Source organism: Mycobacterium sp. 852002-51613_SCH5001154 (assembly GCF_001667425.1).
Taxonomy (GTDB): domain Bacteria; phylum Actinomycetota; class Actinomycetes; order Mycobacteriales; family Mycobacteriaceae; genus Mycobacterium.
Genome location: NZ_LZII01000004.1, coordinates 21,986 through 37,351, shown reverse-complemented (window position 1 = coordinate 37,351; position 15,366 = coordinate 21,986). Strand labels below are relative to the sequence as shown.

The 15,366-nt window shown below is 68.2% G+C and carries 13 protein-coding genes; 9 read left to right on the top strand and 4 right to left on the bottom strand.

What is annotated here, in order from left to right:
• Positions 1–101: 101 nt before the first annotated feature.
• Genes A5750_RS00490 through A5750_RS00480 form a run of 3 tightly spaced genes read right to left on the bottom strand, consistent with a single transcriptional unit; the run spans position 102 to position 3,739 of the window.
• A complete protein-coding gene (locus A5750_RS00490) occupies positions 102–1,376 on the bottom strand; it encodes an alpha/beta hydrolase (protein ID WP_067260584.1) in 1,275 nt (424 codons plus the stop codon).
• Entirely contained in the window at positions 1,376–2,938 is a 1,563-nt protein-coding gene (gene fadD12 / locus A5750_RS00485; protein WP_231989079.1) for an acyl-CoA ligase FadD12, read from the bottom strand. The genes A5750_RS00490 and fadD12 overlap by 1 nt, the downstream gene beginning before the upstream one ends.
• 60 nt (positions 2,939–2,998) lie before the next feature.
• Positions 2,999–3,739, bottom strand: coding sequence for a lysophospholipid acyltransferase family protein (locus A5750_RS00480; protein ID WP_231989078.1), 741 nt, complete (start codon positions 3,737–3,739; stop codon positions 2,999–3,001).
• 259 nt (positions 3,740–3,998) lie between these two features.
• On the opposite strand from A5750_RS00480, the gene A5750_RS00475 reads away from it, so the two are divergent.
• The 9 genes from A5750_RS00475 (at position 3,999) to A5750_RS00435 (ending at position 14,959) form a co-directional block, all read left to right on the top strand.
• Positions 3,999–4,475 (top strand): hypothetical protein, encoded by a 477-nt coding sequence (locus tag A5750_RS00475; protein WP_066958153.1) that lies wholly within the window; start codon positions 3,999–4,001, stop codon positions 4,473–4,475.
• Between the two features lie 142 nt (positions 4,476–4,617).
• Complete coding sequence (locus tag A5750_RS00470) at positions 4,618–6,429, top strand: DUF3556 domain-containing protein (protein ID WP_067260577.1); 1,812 nt, start codon at positions 4,618–4,620, stop codon at positions 6,427–6,429.
• Positions 6,426–7,853: an NAD(P)/FAD-dependent oxidoreductase gene (locus A5750_RS00465; protein WP_067260573.1), complete on the top strand. Its 1,428-nt coding sequence runs from the start codon at positions 6,426–6,428 to the stop codon at positions 7,851–7,853. Before A5750_RS00470 ends, A5750_RS00465 begins: the two co-directional genes overlap by 4 nt.
• Positions 7,854–7,969: 116 nt before the next feature.
• Positions 7,970–8,989: a type I glyceraldehyde-3-phosphate dehydrogenase gene (gap, locus tag A5750_RS00460; RefSeq protein ID WP_066958160.1), complete on the top strand. Its 1,020-nt coding sequence runs from the start codon at positions 7,970–7,972 to the stop codon at positions 8,987–8,989.
• A gap of 2 nt (positions 8,990–8,991) precedes the next feature.
• On the top strand, positions 8,992–10,230 hold the full coding sequence (gene pgk, locus A5750_RS00455; protein ID WP_067260568.1) for a phosphoglycerate kinase: 1,239 nt from the start codon (positions 8,992–8,994) through the stop codon (positions 10,228–10,230).
• A complete protein-coding gene (gene tpiA, locus A5750_RS00450; protein ID WP_066958164.1) occupies positions 10,227–11,012 on the top strand; it encodes a triose-phosphate isomerase in 786 nt (261 codons plus the stop codon). Before pgk ends, tpiA begins: the two co-directional genes overlap by 4 nt.
• A 31-nt stretch (positions 11,013–11,043) precedes the next feature.
• The gene (gene secG / locus A5750_RS00445; protein WP_040624202.1) at positions 11,044–11,277 is read left to right on the top strand and encodes a preprotein translocase subunit SecG; all 234 of its coding nucleotides are present in this window, start codon (positions 11,044–11,046) and stop codon (positions 11,275–11,277) included.
• A 45-nt stretch (positions 11,278–11,322) separates the two neighbouring features.
• The gene (ppc, locus tag A5750_RS00440) at positions 11,323–14,130 is read left to right on the top strand and encodes a phosphoenolpyruvate carboxylase (RefSeq protein WP_067260564.1); all 2,808 of its coding nucleotides are present in this window, start codon (positions 11,323–11,325) and stop codon (positions 14,128–14,130) included.
• A 16-nt stretch (positions 14,131–14,146) separates the two neighbouring features.
• Positions 14,147–14,959, top strand: a complete 813-nt coding sequence (locus A5750_RS00435; RefSeq protein WP_067260561.1) for a DUF1206 domain-containing protein — start codon at positions 14,147–14,149, stop codon at positions 14,957–14,959.
• Between the two features lie 12 nt (positions 14,960–14,971).
• On the opposite strand, the gene A5750_RS00430 is transcribed toward A5750_RS00435, so the two are convergent.
• Positions 14,972–15,361 (bottom strand): ATPase, encoded by a 390-nt coding sequence (locus A5750_RS00430; RefSeq protein WP_066958169.1) that lies wholly within the window; start codon positions 15,359–15,361, stop codon positions 14,972–14,974.
• Positions 15,362–15,366 lie beyond the last annotated feature (5 nt).

Genomic DNA, 15,366 nt, shown 5'->3' with positions numbered 1-15,366 from the left:
CCCCTCAAACCCTACGAACACCCACCGACAAAAAAGACCACATTGTGACCTCTGAAGCCAAAGTGACACAAGGGATTTGCGAGAAAGTGCGGGATGCTCGGCTAGTCGCGATCGGGTGGGTTCGTTGCGTACACCCAGGACAGGAACCGCGCGACGGCCTCGGCGGATCGATGCGCCCTGGGCGAACTGAAGATGTCGAAAGCGTGCTGCGCGCTTGGTAATTCGGCGTAGGCGACAGGGGACTTCGACACCGCGCGCAGCTCCTCGATGAACTCCTGGGCCTCGCCGACGGGGATCAGCGAATCGTCGCAGCCGTGCAGGACGAAGAACGGCGGCGCGTCGGCCCGCAGCCGCCGGATCGGCGAGGCGTCGACGTAGACGTCGCGGTGCGCGTCGTATTCCCGCTTCACCACCAACTTTTCGAGCAGGGAAACGAATTCGGGGCGGCCCTCGCCCTCGGTGGAAAACCAGTCGTAGCGGCCGTAGATCGGGACGGCGGCCGCCACCGAGGTGTCGGCTTCTTCGAAGCCCGGCTGGAATTGCGGGTCGTTGGGGGTCAACGCCGCCAATGCGCACAGGTGTCCGCCCGCGGAGCCGCCGGTGACCGCGACGAAGTCGGGGTCACCGCCGTAGTCGGCGATGTTCTCCTTGACCCACGCCAGCGCGCGTTTGACGTCGACGATGTGGTCCGGCCAGGTATGGCGGGGGGAGACGCGATACCCGATCGACACGCACACCCAGCCGCGGGCGGCCAGGTGGCTCATCAGCGGGTAGGCCTGCGGCCGGCGCATCCCGATCATCCAGGCCCCGCCCGGCACTTGCAGCAGCACGGGAGCCTTGGCGTCCCGCGGCAGGTCGCGGCGGCGCCAGATGTCGGCGAGGTTGGCGCGGCCGTTCGGGCCGTAGGACACCACGTTCGTCTTCTCGACGTACCGCCGGCGCGCCACGGTGTTGCCCAGCGGAAGGCTGCGCCGCCCGCTGCGCGTGGGCTTGGCGTGCGGCAGCTTGCCCAGCGCCTCTTCGTAGTCGTGACCGAGCTGCTCGCGCAGGCCCGCCTCGAGCACCGGGCCCGGCGTGGTGATGCCGCGGTAGCGGATCACCCCCAGGATCGCCCACGACGCGGCCGTCAGGGCCAGCGCCGCCTTGCCGCGCCGGCCCGCGAAGTGGCCGCGCCGCGCGCGCCGCAGCGCGTCCAGCAGCGAGACGGAGAAGTAGATGCCAGGCACCTCCGACGTCGGCCAACCGAACCAGAAGACCAGCACGGTGCTGTAACCCTTGCGCGCCAGCGGCCGTAATCCGTTGGCGGCGTTGGCCAGTTCCAGTGTGGCGCGTGCCAGCGGCCGGGGGCGCCGCAGTTCCGAGAGGCGGCGGCGCATCAGCCGTTGACCCGAGATTGCAGTTCGTTGCGCTGGATCTTGCCGGTGCTGCCCCGCGGGAGTTCGTCGAGGACGGCGATCTCGCGGGGCACTTTGTAGTTGGCCAGGTTTTCCCGGACATGCTGTTTGAGCGTCTCGGGCGTGGCCTGGGCGCCCGCGCTCAAAACGACGAATGCCGCCAAACGCTGGCCGTACTGCTCATCGTCGACGCCGATGACCGCGGCCTCGGCCACGTCGGGGTGCGCCGCCAGCGTCTTCTCGACCTCGATCGGATAGACGTTCTCGCCGCCGGAGACGATCATCTCGTCGTCGCGGCCGACCACGAATAACCGGCCGGCCTCGTCGAGGTAGCCGACATCGCCCGACGACATGAACCCCGCGTGAAAATCCTTGGTGGTGCCCGAGGTGTATCCCTCGAACTGGGTGTCGTTGCGCACGTAGATGGTGCCGACCTCACCGGCGGGCAGTTCGTTGAAATCGCTGTCCAGGATCCGGATTTCGGTCCCGCCTGCCGGGCGGCCCGCGGTGTCGGGTGCCGCCCGCAGGTCCTGCGGGGTGGCGGTGGCGATCATGCCGGCCTCGGTGGCGTTGTAGTTGTTGTAGATCACGTCGCCGAACTCGTCCATGAACGCAGTCACGACGTCGGGTCGCATCCGCGAGCCGGATGCCGCCGCGAATCGCAATGACTTGCAGCTGTACCGCTTTCGCACGTCGGGCGGCAGCTCCATGATGCGGTCGAACATCACCGGCACCACCGCCAACCCGGTCGCCTGGTTCCGGTCGATGAGGTCCAGCGTCGCCTCCGGGTCGAACTTGCGCCGGGTGACCACCGTGCACGCCATCGACGCCGCGAAGATCAACTGCGAAAAGCCCCACGCGTGGAACATCGGCGCCACGACCACCACCGTCTCCTCGGCTCGCCACGGCGTCCGGTCCAGGATGGCCTTGAGGGTGCCGATGCCGGCGTTGCCTCCGGTTTGATTGGCGCCCTTGGGAGTTCCGGTGGTGCCGGAGGTCAGCAGGATCATCCTGCCCTTGCGGCCGGTGCGCTCGGGCTGTTGGCCGCTGTGCTCGGTGATGAGCTTCTCGACGGTCAGCTCGTGCTGCCCGTCGGTCCAGGCCACGATGCGGGTGGCGTCCGGCTTGTCGGCCAGCGCGCGGTCGACCGTCTCGGTGAACTCCTCGTCGTAGATGACGGCGTCGACGCCTTCGCGGTTGACCACCTCGGCGAGGGCCGGGCCGGCGAACGACGTGTTGAGCAGCACGACGTCGGAGCCGATCCGGTTGGTGGCCACCACCGCCTCGACGAAGCCGCGGTGGTTGCGGCACATGATCCCGACGACCTTGGGTTGCCCTGACGGCAGATCCTGCAGCGCCGCGGCGAGCGCGTTGATCCGCTCGTCGAGCTGGCGCCAGGTCAGCGTGCCGAGCTCGTCGACCAGGCCCGGCCGGTCGGGGCAGCGTTGCGCAGCGCTGGCGAAGCCCACGGTCATCCCCATGCCCTCGCGGCGCATGGCGGCGGCGATCTTCAGGTAGCGGTCGGGCCGCATCGGGGCGATCATGCCGGCGCGCCGCAGGGTGGTGAGGAGGCCGAGGGCTTGGTTGATTGGAGAGGCCACGGTTCAGCCCAGAATCGGGAAACGTCGCTTGGCGGCGAGGTCCTTGAGGGCCTGCTGCATCACCGATCGCACATGCTCGTCGACCTCGTCGACGTCCGGGTCGTCACCGAATTGCGCGGTGATGTCGATCGGCTTCAGCACCTGCGTGACGATCTTGGTGGGCAGCGGCAGATTGGGCGGGATCACCGCACTGAAGCCGAAGGGGAAGCCGAACGACAGCGGCAGGATGGCGCTGCGCAGCAAGCGTTTCACCCCCAACCGCTCGGCCAGCCAGGTCCCGCGCGACAGGTAGAGCTGCGTCTCCTGTCCGCCGATGGACACCGCGGGCACGATCGGGACGCCGGCCTCGATGGCCGTCCTGACGTATCCCTTCCGGCCGTCGAAGTCGATGACGTTCTCCGAGAGCGTGGGCCGGTATGCGTCGTAGTCGCCGCCCGGGAAGACGATGACCACCCCGCCTGACCGCAAGGCCTTGGCCGCGTTCTCCCGGCTGGCCCGGATGTATCCGGTGCGGCGGAAGAACTCGCCGGTGGGGCCGGTCATGAGGATGTCGTGGCTCAGCGTGTAGATCGGCCGGTCGTAGCCGAACTTCTCGTAGAAGTGGACGCTGAAGATGGGAACGTCCATCGGGAACATGCCGCCGGAGTGGTTGCCGACGACCAGCGCCCCGCCGGGCGGGAACGAACCCAGGCCGTGCACCTCCGACCGGAAGTATGTCTTCATGGCCGGGCGCATCACGCTCATCAGGCGCTGGGTCAAGACGGGGTCGAATTTGCCGATGTCGCCGACATCGGAGTGATCGTTGTCGGTCACGTTCCTCCCTTGACGCTCCCGCGAGGCCGCCCTAGGTATGAGGGGCCGCGTCGAGTTCCTCGATGGTAGCGACCGGCGCGCGGCGGCCGTCATGGTGTTTATCTCTTTCCGCGTCCGCGGATATGGTGCCCGCCGGTTCCCGGCGCTATTGTTACGACGCCCTCAGTGAAATCTCGAGAAACGGGACCCGATGGACGTTGCCGGTTTGTCCCCCGAGCGCAACGCCCGCTCGGGAGGCGCGCGCAGGAGTGCCCCCAGCGACCGGCGCTCCCGGCGGCCCCATGCCAGCGTGGTTCGCACCGAACCGGCCCGTCGCAGTCAGGGACCCGCGCCGTCCGCACCGGCCACCGACCGCCCGGCCGGTGACGTCGATCCGACCACCCCGGACGCGGCGGACCACCGCCAGGCCGACTACTTCGTGCGGCTGCTCTCGCAGAACCGCAGGCTCATCGAACAGCGGCTCGACGACTACCGGAAGGCGATCGTCGCCGCGCAAGCCAGCGGCGACGTCGACGCCGTCTGCAACCTTCGCCGGATGGCGCGAATCGAGGAACAGGACCGGGACAATCTCGACGGCATGCTCGAGAAGTTGCGCCGCCGGTTTGTTCGCCGGACGCCGGGGGACCCCGCCGCCCTCTCTGCACGGCCACGCTCCGCGGTCCGGTAGCAATTCGCTTATCGCGCAGCAATTTTCGTTGCTTGGGTGACCGACGACGGGGCGCGTCGCGCCGATTCAGCCCCAGCCGAGCGGCGGTGCCGATACATTTGACGGGCCAACTGGTTTCTTCCGACACCGAGCGAGGCCGCCCATGGGATTCATGACACCGGACCTTCCCGACGTCGATCGCAAGACCTGGCCCACACTGCCCCGGGCCACCCGGCTGCAGGTCGTGACGCGGCACTGGGCGGAACACGGCTTCGGGACACCGTATGCCGTGTATCTGCTGTACCTGATCAAGATCGCCCTGTACATCGCCGTCCCCGCCGCGATCATCTCGCTGACCCCGGGCCTCGGCGGCCTCGGCCGCATCGCCGACTGGTGGACGCAGCCGATCGTCTACCAGAAGGTCATCGTCTTCACGCTGCTGTTCGAGGTGACGGGCCTGGGTTGTGGGTCCGGCCCGCTCACTGGACGGTTCATGCCGCCCATCGGCGGAATCTTGTACTGGCTGCGGCCCAACACAATTCGGCTGCCGGCGTGGCCTGGGAAGGTGCCGTTCACCGCCGGTGACAGCCGTACCGTCGTCGACGTTGCGCTGTACGCAATCGTTTTGGCCGGCGGGGTGTGGGCGCTGCTGTCGCCCGGCCACGGCGGGCCGGTCACCGCTGCCGGCGACGTTGGTCTGATCGGCCCCGTCCGCGTCATCCCGACGATCGTCGCGCTAGCGGTCCTGGGCCTGCGCGACAAGACCATTTTCCTGGCCGCGCGGGGCGAGCACTACTGGCTAAAGCTGTTCGTGTTCTTCTTCCCGTTCACCGATCAGATCGCGGCATACAAGCTCATCATGCTGTTGTTGTGGTGGGGCGCCGCAACATCCAAGCTCAACCACCACTTCCCGTATGTGGTGTCGGTCATGACGAGCAATAACGCGCTGCTGCGGCCCAAACTGTTCAACCCGATCAAGCACATGCTGTACCGCGACCACATCAACGATCTGCGTCCCACCTGGTTGCCGAAGATGATGGCCCACGTCGGTGGCACCACAGCCGAATTCGTGGTTCCGACGGTGCTGGTCTTCTTCGCCGGCGATCACCCGTGGCGGTGGTTCCTGATCGGATTCATGGTGATCTTCCACCTCAACATCATTTCCAACCTCCCGATGGGAGTTCCGTTGGAGTGGAACGTCTTCTTCATCTTCTCGCTCTTCTATCTGTTCGGGCACTACGCCTCGATCCGTGCCACCGACCTGCGTTCGCCGCTGCTGTGGGCCCTCGTCATCGCCACGGTGGCACTCGTGATCGCGGGAAACATGTTCCCCAAGAAGATTTCGTTCCTCCCCGCGATGAGGTATTACGCCGGCAACTGGGCGTCCAGCGTGTGGTGCTTCCGCACCGGCGCGGAGGAGAAGGTCGACGCCGAGATCGTCAAGAGCTCCGCCCTCGTCGTCAACCAGCTGGCCCGGCTTTACGACCCCGAGACCGCGGAGATCATGGCGGACAAGACGGCCGCCTTCCGGGCCATGCACGTGCACGGCCGCGCGCTCAACGCCCTGGTGCCTCGCGCCCTGGGGGGAGAGGCCGACGAAGCCAATTACAAGATCCGCGAGGGCGAAATCGTCGCCGGGCCGCTCGTCGGCTGGAACTTCGGCGAGGGCCATCTGCACAACGAGCAGCTGCTCGAAGCCGTGCAGCGCCGTTGCCACTTCGAGGACGGCGACGTGCGGGTGATCGTCCTCGAGGGACAGCCCATCCACATCCAGAAGCAGTGGTACCGCATCTTCGACGCCAAGGCCGGACTGATCGAGGAAGGCTATGTCAACGTCGAGGACATGCTCGCCCGCCAGCCGTGGCCGGAGCCCGGTGACGAGTTGCCCGTGCATGTGATCGATGGCGGCGACCCGCCGCGCCCGGCTCCGCCGCGCTCGCGATCGCCGCGGACCACGCAACGCAGCGCTCGATGACCACCGCCGTCGTGGTCGGCGCCGGCCCCAACGGCCTGGCGGCGGCGATCCACCTCGCCCGTCACGGCGTCGACGTGCAGGTGCTCGAGGCGTGCGACACCGTCGGCGGGGGAGCCCGCTCCGGCGAATTGACGATGGCCGGCGTCATCCACGACCACTGCTCGGCGTTCCACCCGCTGGGCGTCGGTTCGCCGTTCTGGAAGGAGATCGACCTGCAGCGCTACGGGCTGCGGTGGAAGTGGCCGGAGGTCGACTGCGCGCACCCGCTCGACGACGGCACCGCCGGCGTGCTCTATCAGTCGCTGGATGAGACCGTGGCCCGGATGGGGGCCGACGGCGCCCGCTGGCGGCGGGCGATAGGGGACCTGGCGGCGGGATTCGATGAACTGGCCGAGGATCTCATGGGGCCGGTGCTGGGCATCCCGCGTCACCCGCTCCGCCTGGCCGGTTTTGGGCCGCGGGCGCTGCTGCCGGCCACCACCATGGCCCGCTGGTTCCGCACCGAGCAGGCGCGCGCGCTCTTCGGCGGCGCGGCCGCGCACGTCTACACCCGGCTCGACCGGCCGCTCACCGCGTCCCTGGGGTTGATGATCCTGGCCAGTGGACACCGCTACGGCTGGCCCGTCGCGCAAGGGGGCTCCGGGTCGATCAGCCAAGCGCTTTCCGCGGCCCTGCAGGAGTACGGCGGCTCGGTGGCGACCGGGGTGACCGTCAGCAGTCGCAACGACATCCCGGACGCCGACATCGTCATGCTCGACCTCAGCCCGGCCGCGGCGCTCGCCATCTACGGCGACGTGATGCCGGGCCGGATCAGGCGGTCGTATCGGCGGTACCGCGAGGGCTCGTCGGCGTTCAAGATCGACTTCGCCATCGAGGGCGACATCCCATGGACCAACCCCGATTGCGCCCGGGCCGGCACCGTGCACCTGGGCGGCACGTTCGCCGAGATGGCGGACACCGAACGTCAACGCGCGCAGGGCAAGATGGCCGACCGGCCCTTTGTGCTCCTCGGGCAGCAGTACCTTGCCGACCCGTCCCGCTCGGCGGGCAACGTCAACCCGATCTGGGCGTACGCGCACGTGCCGTTCGGCTACGACGGCGACGCCACCGCCGCCGTCGTCGGCCAGATCGAGCGGTTCGCGCCGGGGTTCTCCGACCGCGTCCTGGCGACGGTCAGCAAGGGGCCCGCCGAGTTGCAGGCCTACAACGCGAACTTCATCGGCGGCGACATCATCGGCGGCGCCAACGACGGGCTGCAGGTGATCTTCCGCCCCCGCATCGCCGTCGATCCCTACGCCACCGGGGTGCCAGGCGTCTACCTGTGCTCACAGTCCACGCCGCCGGGGGCCGGCATCCATGGCCTGTGCGGTTACCACGCCGCCGAGTCGGCGCTGAAGTGGCTGAAAAAGACCCGCCGCGACTGAGGTCACATTGTCCGCGGGAACCGGGGCGGCAACCGCGCATGTTGCTCATCTAGGCTGACCACGAGCGCGTATTCAGCGGACTCAGTAAAGACATCGCCAAGACAGGGAGAGATCAAGTGACGGTCCGAGTAGGCATCAACGGCTTCGGTCGAATCGGACGCAATTTCTACCGGGCCCTACTGGCCCAACAGGAGCAGGGCACCGCCGACATCGAGGTGGTGGCGGTCAACGACATCACCGACAACCACACACTGGCGCATCTGCTCAAATTCGACTCGATCCTGGGCCGGCTGCCCTACGACGTCAGCCTGGAAGGCCAGGACACCATCGTGGTGGGCCCGCACAAGATCAAGGCCCTCGAGGTCAGGGAGGGTCCGGCAGCGTTGCCGTGGGGCGACCTGGGCGTCGACGTCGTCGTGGAATCCACCGGCCTGTTCACCAACGCCGCCAAGGCCAAGGGCCACCTGGACGCCGGCGCCAAGAAGGTGATCATCTCGGCGCCCGCCACCGACGAGGACATCACCATCGTCCTGGGCGTCAACGACGAGAAGTACGACGGCAGCCAGAACATCATCTCCAACGCGTCGTGCACCACGAACTGCCTCGGGCCGCTGGCCAAGGTCCTCAACGACGAGTTCGGCATCGTCAAGGGGCTGATGACCACCATCCACGCCTACACCCAGGACCAGAACCTGCAGGACGGGCCGCACAAGGACCTGCGCCGGGCGCGCGCCGCCGCGCTGAACATCGTGCCGACCTCCACCGGCGCGGCCAAGGCCATCGGGCTGGTGCTGCCGGAGCTGAAGGGCAAGCTCGACGGGTACGCGTTGCGGGTGCCGATCCCCACCGGCTCGGTGACCGACCTCACCGCCGAGCTGTCGAAATCCGCCAGCGCCGAAGACATCAACGCCGCCTTCAAGGCCGCAGCGGAAGGCAAGCTGAAGGGCATCCTGAAGTACTACGACGCCCCGATCGTCTCCAGCGACATCGTCACCGACCCGCACAGCTCGATCTTCGACTCCGGCCTGACCAAGGTGATCGGCAACCAAGCCAAGGTGGTGTCCTGGTACGACAACGAGTGGGGCTACTCCAACCGCCTCATCGACCTCGTCGTACTGGTCGGCAAGTCACTGTAAGCATGGCCGTTCCTACTCTGAAAGACCTACTGGCCGAAGGTGTTTCGGGTCGGGGCGTGCTGGTGCGTTCCGACCTGAACGTCCCGCTCGACGACGATGGCGCCATCACCGACCCGGGCCGGATCACCGCGTCGGTGCCGACGTTGAAAGAGCTCGTCGACGCCGGCGCCAAGGTGGTGGTCACCGCGCACCTGGGGCGGCCGAAAAACGGGTCCGACCCGAAGTTGTCGCTGGCGCCGGTGGCAGCGGCGCTCGGCGAGCAGCTCGGGCGGCACGTGCAGCTCGCCGGTGATGTCGTCGGCGGGGACGCGCTGGCCCGGGCCGAGGGACTCACCGACGGCGACGTCCTGCTGCTGGAGAACACCCGCTTCGATTCGCGCGAAACCAGCAAGGACGACGGCGAGCGGCTCGCGCTCGCCCGCGAACTCGCCGAATTGGTCTCGCCTGGAGGGGCTTTCGTCTCCGACGGGTTCGGCGTGGTGCACCGCAAGCAGGCCTCGGTGTACGACGTGGCCACGCTGCTGCCGCACTACGCCGGCACGCTGGTGGCCGACGAGATCCGGGTGCTGGAGCAGTTGACCAGCTCCACTACCCGGCCCTACGCGGTGGTGCTCGGCGGGTCGAAGGTGTCCGACAAGCTCGGCGTCATCGAGTCGCTGGCGACCAAGGCCGACAGCATCGTGATCGGCGGCGGTATGTGCTTCACGTTCCTTGCTGCACAAGGCTTTCCGGTGGGGAAGTCGCTGCTGGAAGAGGAGATGGTCGACACCTGCCGCCGGCTGCTGGACACCTACGTCGACGTGCTGCGGCTGCCCAGGGACATCGTGGTGGCCCAGCAGTTCGCCGCCGACTCGCCGCCGCAGACGGTGGCCGCCGATGCCATCCCGGACGACATGATCGGGCTGGACATCGGCCCGGAATCGGTGAAGCGCTTCGCGGCCTTGCTGTCCAACGCCCGGACGGTCTTCTGGAACGGTCCCATGGGCGTGTTCGAGTTCCCGGCGTTCGCCACGGGCACCAGGGGCGTCGCCGAGGCCATCGCCGCGGCGACCGGCAAGGGCGCGTTCAGTGTGGTGGGCGGCGGCGACTCCGCGGCCGCGGTGCGCGCGCTGGGCATCCCGGAGGGCGACTTCTCGCACATTTCCACCGGCGGTGGCGCGTCGCTGGAATACCTTGAGGGCAAGACGCTGCCGGGCATCGAAGTTCTCGGGCGGCCGCAACCAAGTGGAGGAGACGCGTGAGCCGCAAGCCGCTGATCGCCGGCAACTGGAAGATGAATCTCAACCACTTCGAGGCGATCGCGCTGGTGCAGAAGATCGCGTTCGCGCTGCCGGACAAGTACTACGACAAGGTCGACGTCACGGTGTTGCCGCCGTTCACCGACCTGCGCAGCGTGCAAACCCTGGTCGACGGCGACAAGCTGCGGCTGACCTACGGCGGCCAGGATCTGTCTCAGCACGACTCGGGCGCCTACACCGGTGACATCAGCGGGGCCTTCCTGGCCAAGCTGGGCTGCAGCTTCGTCGTGGTCGGCCACTCCGAACGGCGCACCTACCACAACGAGGACGACGCGCTGGTGGCCGCCAAGGCCGCCGCGGCCCTCAAGCACGAGCTGACCCCCATCGTGTGCATCGGCGAGCACCTGGACGTCCGCGAGGCCGGCGGGCACGTCAGCCACTGCGAGGAGCAGCTGCGCGGCTCGCTGGCCGGGTTGTCCGCTGAGCAGATCGACAAGGTCGTGGTCGCCTACGAGCCCGTGTGGGCCATCGGCACCGGCCGGGTGGCCAGTGCCGCCGACGCCCAGGAGGTGTGCGCCGCGATCCGGGCGACGTTGACGACCCTCGCCTCGTCCAAGGTCGCCGACACCGTGCGGGTGCTCTACGGCGGCTCGGTGAATGCCAAGAACATCGGCGACATCATCGCCCGCGACGACATCGACGGGGCCCTGGTCGGCGGCGCGTCCCTGGACGGTGAGCAGTTCGCGACGCTGGCGGCGATCGCCGCCGGCGGGCCCCTGCCGTGACGCCGCGGCCCCGCCGGTAAGATTCAGCGTCATGGAGCTGGCCCTGCAGATCACCCTGGTGGTCACAAGCGTGCTCGTGGTGTTGCTGGTGCTGCTGCACCGCGCCAAGGGTGGCGGCCTATCGACGCTGTTCGGCGGCGGTGTGCAGTCCAGCCTCTCCGGCTCGACCGTGGTGGAGAAGAACCTGGACCGCTTGACGCTGTTCATCACCGGCATCTGGCTGGTGTCCATCATCGGGGTGGCCCTGCTGATCAAGTACCGGTGACCCGTCGGCGGGCGGAGCGCGTGATCCGCACCGATACTGGGACGCATGGTTGACGTTTCCGACATCGCGCTCGAACCCATCGGCGCCGTGCAACGCACGCTCGTCGGTCGCGAGGCGACAGAGCCGATGCGCGCCGACATCCGGATGCTGGGCGCCATCCTCGGCGACACCGTGCGCGAGCAGAGCGGGGACGAGGTTTTCGACCTGGTGGAGCGCGCCCGGGTGGAGTCGTTTCGGGTGCGCCGCTCCGAGATCGAGCGGGTCGACGTGGCGCGCATGTTCGACGGCATCGACATTCACCAAGCGATCCCGGTCATCCGGGCGTTCAGCCACTTCGCGCTGCTGGCCAACGTGGCCGAGGACATCCACCGGGAACGTCGCCGCGCCATCCACGTCTCCGCCGGCGAGCCGCCGCAGGACAGCAGCCTAGCCGCGACCTACGCGAAACTCGATGGGGCCGAACTTGATTCGGCCACGGTGACCGACGCCCTGCGGGGCGCCCTGATCTCCCCGGTGATCACCGCCCACCCGACCGAGACCCGGCGGCGCACCGTCTTCGTCACCCAGCACCGGATCACCCAGCTGATGCGATTGCACGCCGAGGGGCACACCGAAACCGATGACGGGCGCAACATCGAGCGCGAGTTGCGCCGCCAGGTCCTCACCCTGTGGCAGACCGCGCTGATCCGGTTGTCCCGCTTGCAGATCACCGACGAGATCGAGGTCGGGCTGCGTTATTACGCCGCGGCGTTCTTCCAGGTCATTCCGCAGGTCAACGCCGAGGTCCGGGACGCGTTGCGGGCCCGGTGGCCCGACAGCGACCTGCTCGCCGCGCCGATCCTGCGGCCCGGCTCATGGATCGGTGGCGACCGCGACGGCAACCCGAACGTGACCGGCGACGTGGTACGCCAGGCCACCGCCAGCGCCGCGTTCACCGCGCTGTCGCATTACCTGGCCGAGCTCACCGCCCTCGAGCAGGATCTGTCGATGTCGGCGCGACTCGTCCCCGTCACCCCGGGGCTGGCGGAACTGGCCGAGGGCTGCGGGGAGGAGGCCCGCGCCGACGAGCCGTACCGGCGGGCGGTGCGGGTGATTCGCGCCCGGCTCACCGCGACGGGCGCCGAGATCCTGGACAGCCGACCGCAGCACGAGCTGGACCTCGGCCTGACACCGTATTCCGCGCCGGCCGAGCTGCAGGCGGACTTGGACACCATCGACGAGTCGCTGCGCGCACACGGCAGTGCGTTGCTGGCCGACGACCGCCTCGCCCTGCTACGAGAGGGCGTGAGCGTCTTCGGGTTTCACTTGTCCGGGCTGGACATGCGGCAAAACTCCGACGTCCACGAAGAGGTGGTGGGGGAGCTGTTGGCGTGGGCCGGGGTGCACCCCGACTACGCTTCGCTGCCCGAGGACGAGCGGGTCGAGCTGCTGGCCGGCGAGCTGGCTACCCGCCGCCCGCTGGTCGGCGACCGCGGGGGCCTGTCCGACCTGGCCCGCAAGGAGCTCGACGTCGTCGGCGCGGCGGCCTATGCCGTCGGGCGCTACGGCCCGGCCGCGGTACCCAACTACGTCATCTCCATGTGCCGCTCGGTGTCCGACGTCTTGGAGGTGGCGATCCTGCTGAAAGAGGGCGGGCTGCTGGATGCGTCCGGGCCGGAACCGTATTGCCCGGTTGCCATCTCACCGCTCTTCGAGACGATCGACGATCTGCACAACGGCGCGACCATCCTGGACGCGATGCTGGAGCTTCCGCTGTACCGGGCGGTCGTCGACGCGCAGGACGGGCGTCAGGAGGTGATGCTCGGCTACTCCGACTCGAACAAGGACGGCGGTTACCTCGCCTCCAGCTGGGCGGTCTACCGAGCCGAGCTGGCATTGGTCGAGGTGGCCCGCAAGGCCGGAATTCGCTTGCGGCTCTTCCACGGTCGCGGCGGTACCGTCGGCCGCGGGGGTGGGCCGAGCTATCAGGCCATCCTGGCGCAACCCCCGGGCGCGGTGAACGGCTCGCTGCGGCTCACCGAACAGGGCGAGGTGATCGCCGCCAAGTACGCCGAACCGCAGGCGGCCCGGCGCAACTTGGAGAGCTTGGTGGCGGCGACGCTGGAGTCGACGCTGCTCGACGTGGAGGGCCTGGGGGACGCCGCGGAGCCGGCCTACGCGGTGCTCGACGAAGTGGCCACCCTGGCGCAGCGCGCCTATGCCGAATTGGTGCATGAAACACCGGGTTTCGTCGACTACTTCATGGCCTCGACGCCGGTCAGCGAGATCGGTTCGCTGAACATCGGCAGCCGCCCGACGTCACGCAAACCCACGTCGTCGATATCGGACCTGCGCGCCATCCCCTGGGTGCTGGCGTGGAGCCAGTCCCGGGTGATGCTTCCCGGCTGGTACGGCACCGGGTCGGCGTTCGAGCAGTGGATCGCGGCCGGGCCCGAAAGCGAGACCGAGCGGGTGGCGATCCTGCACGAGCTATACGAGCGGTGGCCGTTCTTCCGCGGCGTGCTCTCCAACATGGCCCAGGTGCTCGCCAAGAGCGACCTCGGCCTGGCGGCGCACTACTCGGAGCTGGTCGAGGACGAGGAACTGCGGGACCGGGTGTTCGACAAGATCGTGGACGAGCACCGGCGGACCATCGCGATGCACAAGCTGATCACCGGTCATGACGACCTGCTCGCCGACAACCCCGCGCTGGCCCGCTCGGTGTTCAACCGCTTCCCCTACCTGGAGCCGCTGAACCACCTGCAGGTGGAGTTGCTGCGCCGCTACCGCTCCGGCGACGACGACGAACTGGTGCAGCGCGGCATCCTGCTGACGATGAACGGATTGGCCAGCGCGTTACGTAACAGTGGGTGATGGGCATTCGTAAGCCATGCCTGACATCGCCTCGCCCGTCCCCGCGGCTGAGTTGGCCCAGAACGGCGTCTTCGAACGACTCGCGCGCGTCGGGTTCGTCGTCAACGGGGTGCTGCACCTGATCGTCGGCTATCTCGCGATCCGGGTTGCGCTTGGCGACGGCGGCACCGCGGACCAGACCGGCGCCCTGGCGACACTGGCGGCCAAGCCGGGTGGCCCACTCGCACTCTGGATCGCCACGGCCGCCCTGCTGGCGATGGGCCTGTGGCGGCTCGTCGAAACCGCCCTCGGCCGATCATGCGACCGGAGGTCGGAGGGCCCGTCGTCGGATGCGTCCTCGCGGGCGAAGGCCCTTGGGCTGGCGGCCGTCTACCTCGCTTTTGCCTACTCCGCGTTCGGTTTCGCGCGCGGTGCCGGGAAGGCGGCGGATCAACAGAATTCGGGCATCAGCGCGCGCCTCTTGGAAACGACCGGCGGCACCATCGCGCTCGTCGCGGGCGGGCTGGTCATCGTCGTGGTCGGGTGCTACCACATCTACAAGGGCGCCACCCGCAACTTCGTCGACGATCTCCGGGGCAAGTCGGGTGACTGGGTGCGACGGCTGGGGGTGGCCGGGTATATCGGCAAGGGCGCCGTGATCACCCTGACGGGCGCGCTGGTGATCATCGCCGCGTGTCGCTCGGAACCGAAGAAGGCCACCGGGCTCGACGGGGCCCTGAAGACGCTCGGGTCCCAGCACTTTGGGGCGGCGCTGTTGATCGCGGCCGGCCTGGGACTCATCACCTACGGGCTGTACAGCTTCGTGATGGCCCGGTCGACGAAGATGTAGGCCTGCGAGGTCTCAGCGGTTCCGCAGTCGGTCCAGAGCTCCGCGCACGGCGTGCTCCGTCATCGCGAGCGGCGTCATCACCGTTTCGCCCACTTTCACCATGCCGTCGATCCGCCCGACGATCGCCTCCACGGGCTCGACCAGGACGATCAGTCGCCTGGCGAGATCGTCCAGTCGCGACAAGGTGCCGTCGAGGTGGTCCAGGCCGCTTTCCATGCGCTCGACCGTGGCGTTGAGGTTGGAAAGGGAAGTGTTGAGCTCTTTCATGGTCGTGCTCAGGCCGTCGAGGACGTCTTCGACCTGCTCCACCGTCTTGTCGGCGTTCAACGCAGCCTGGGTGAGGGTCTTGATCCGGCTTCGCTCTTGCCCACCGCGCACGGTTCTGTCTGCCATGCCCGTCATTATGA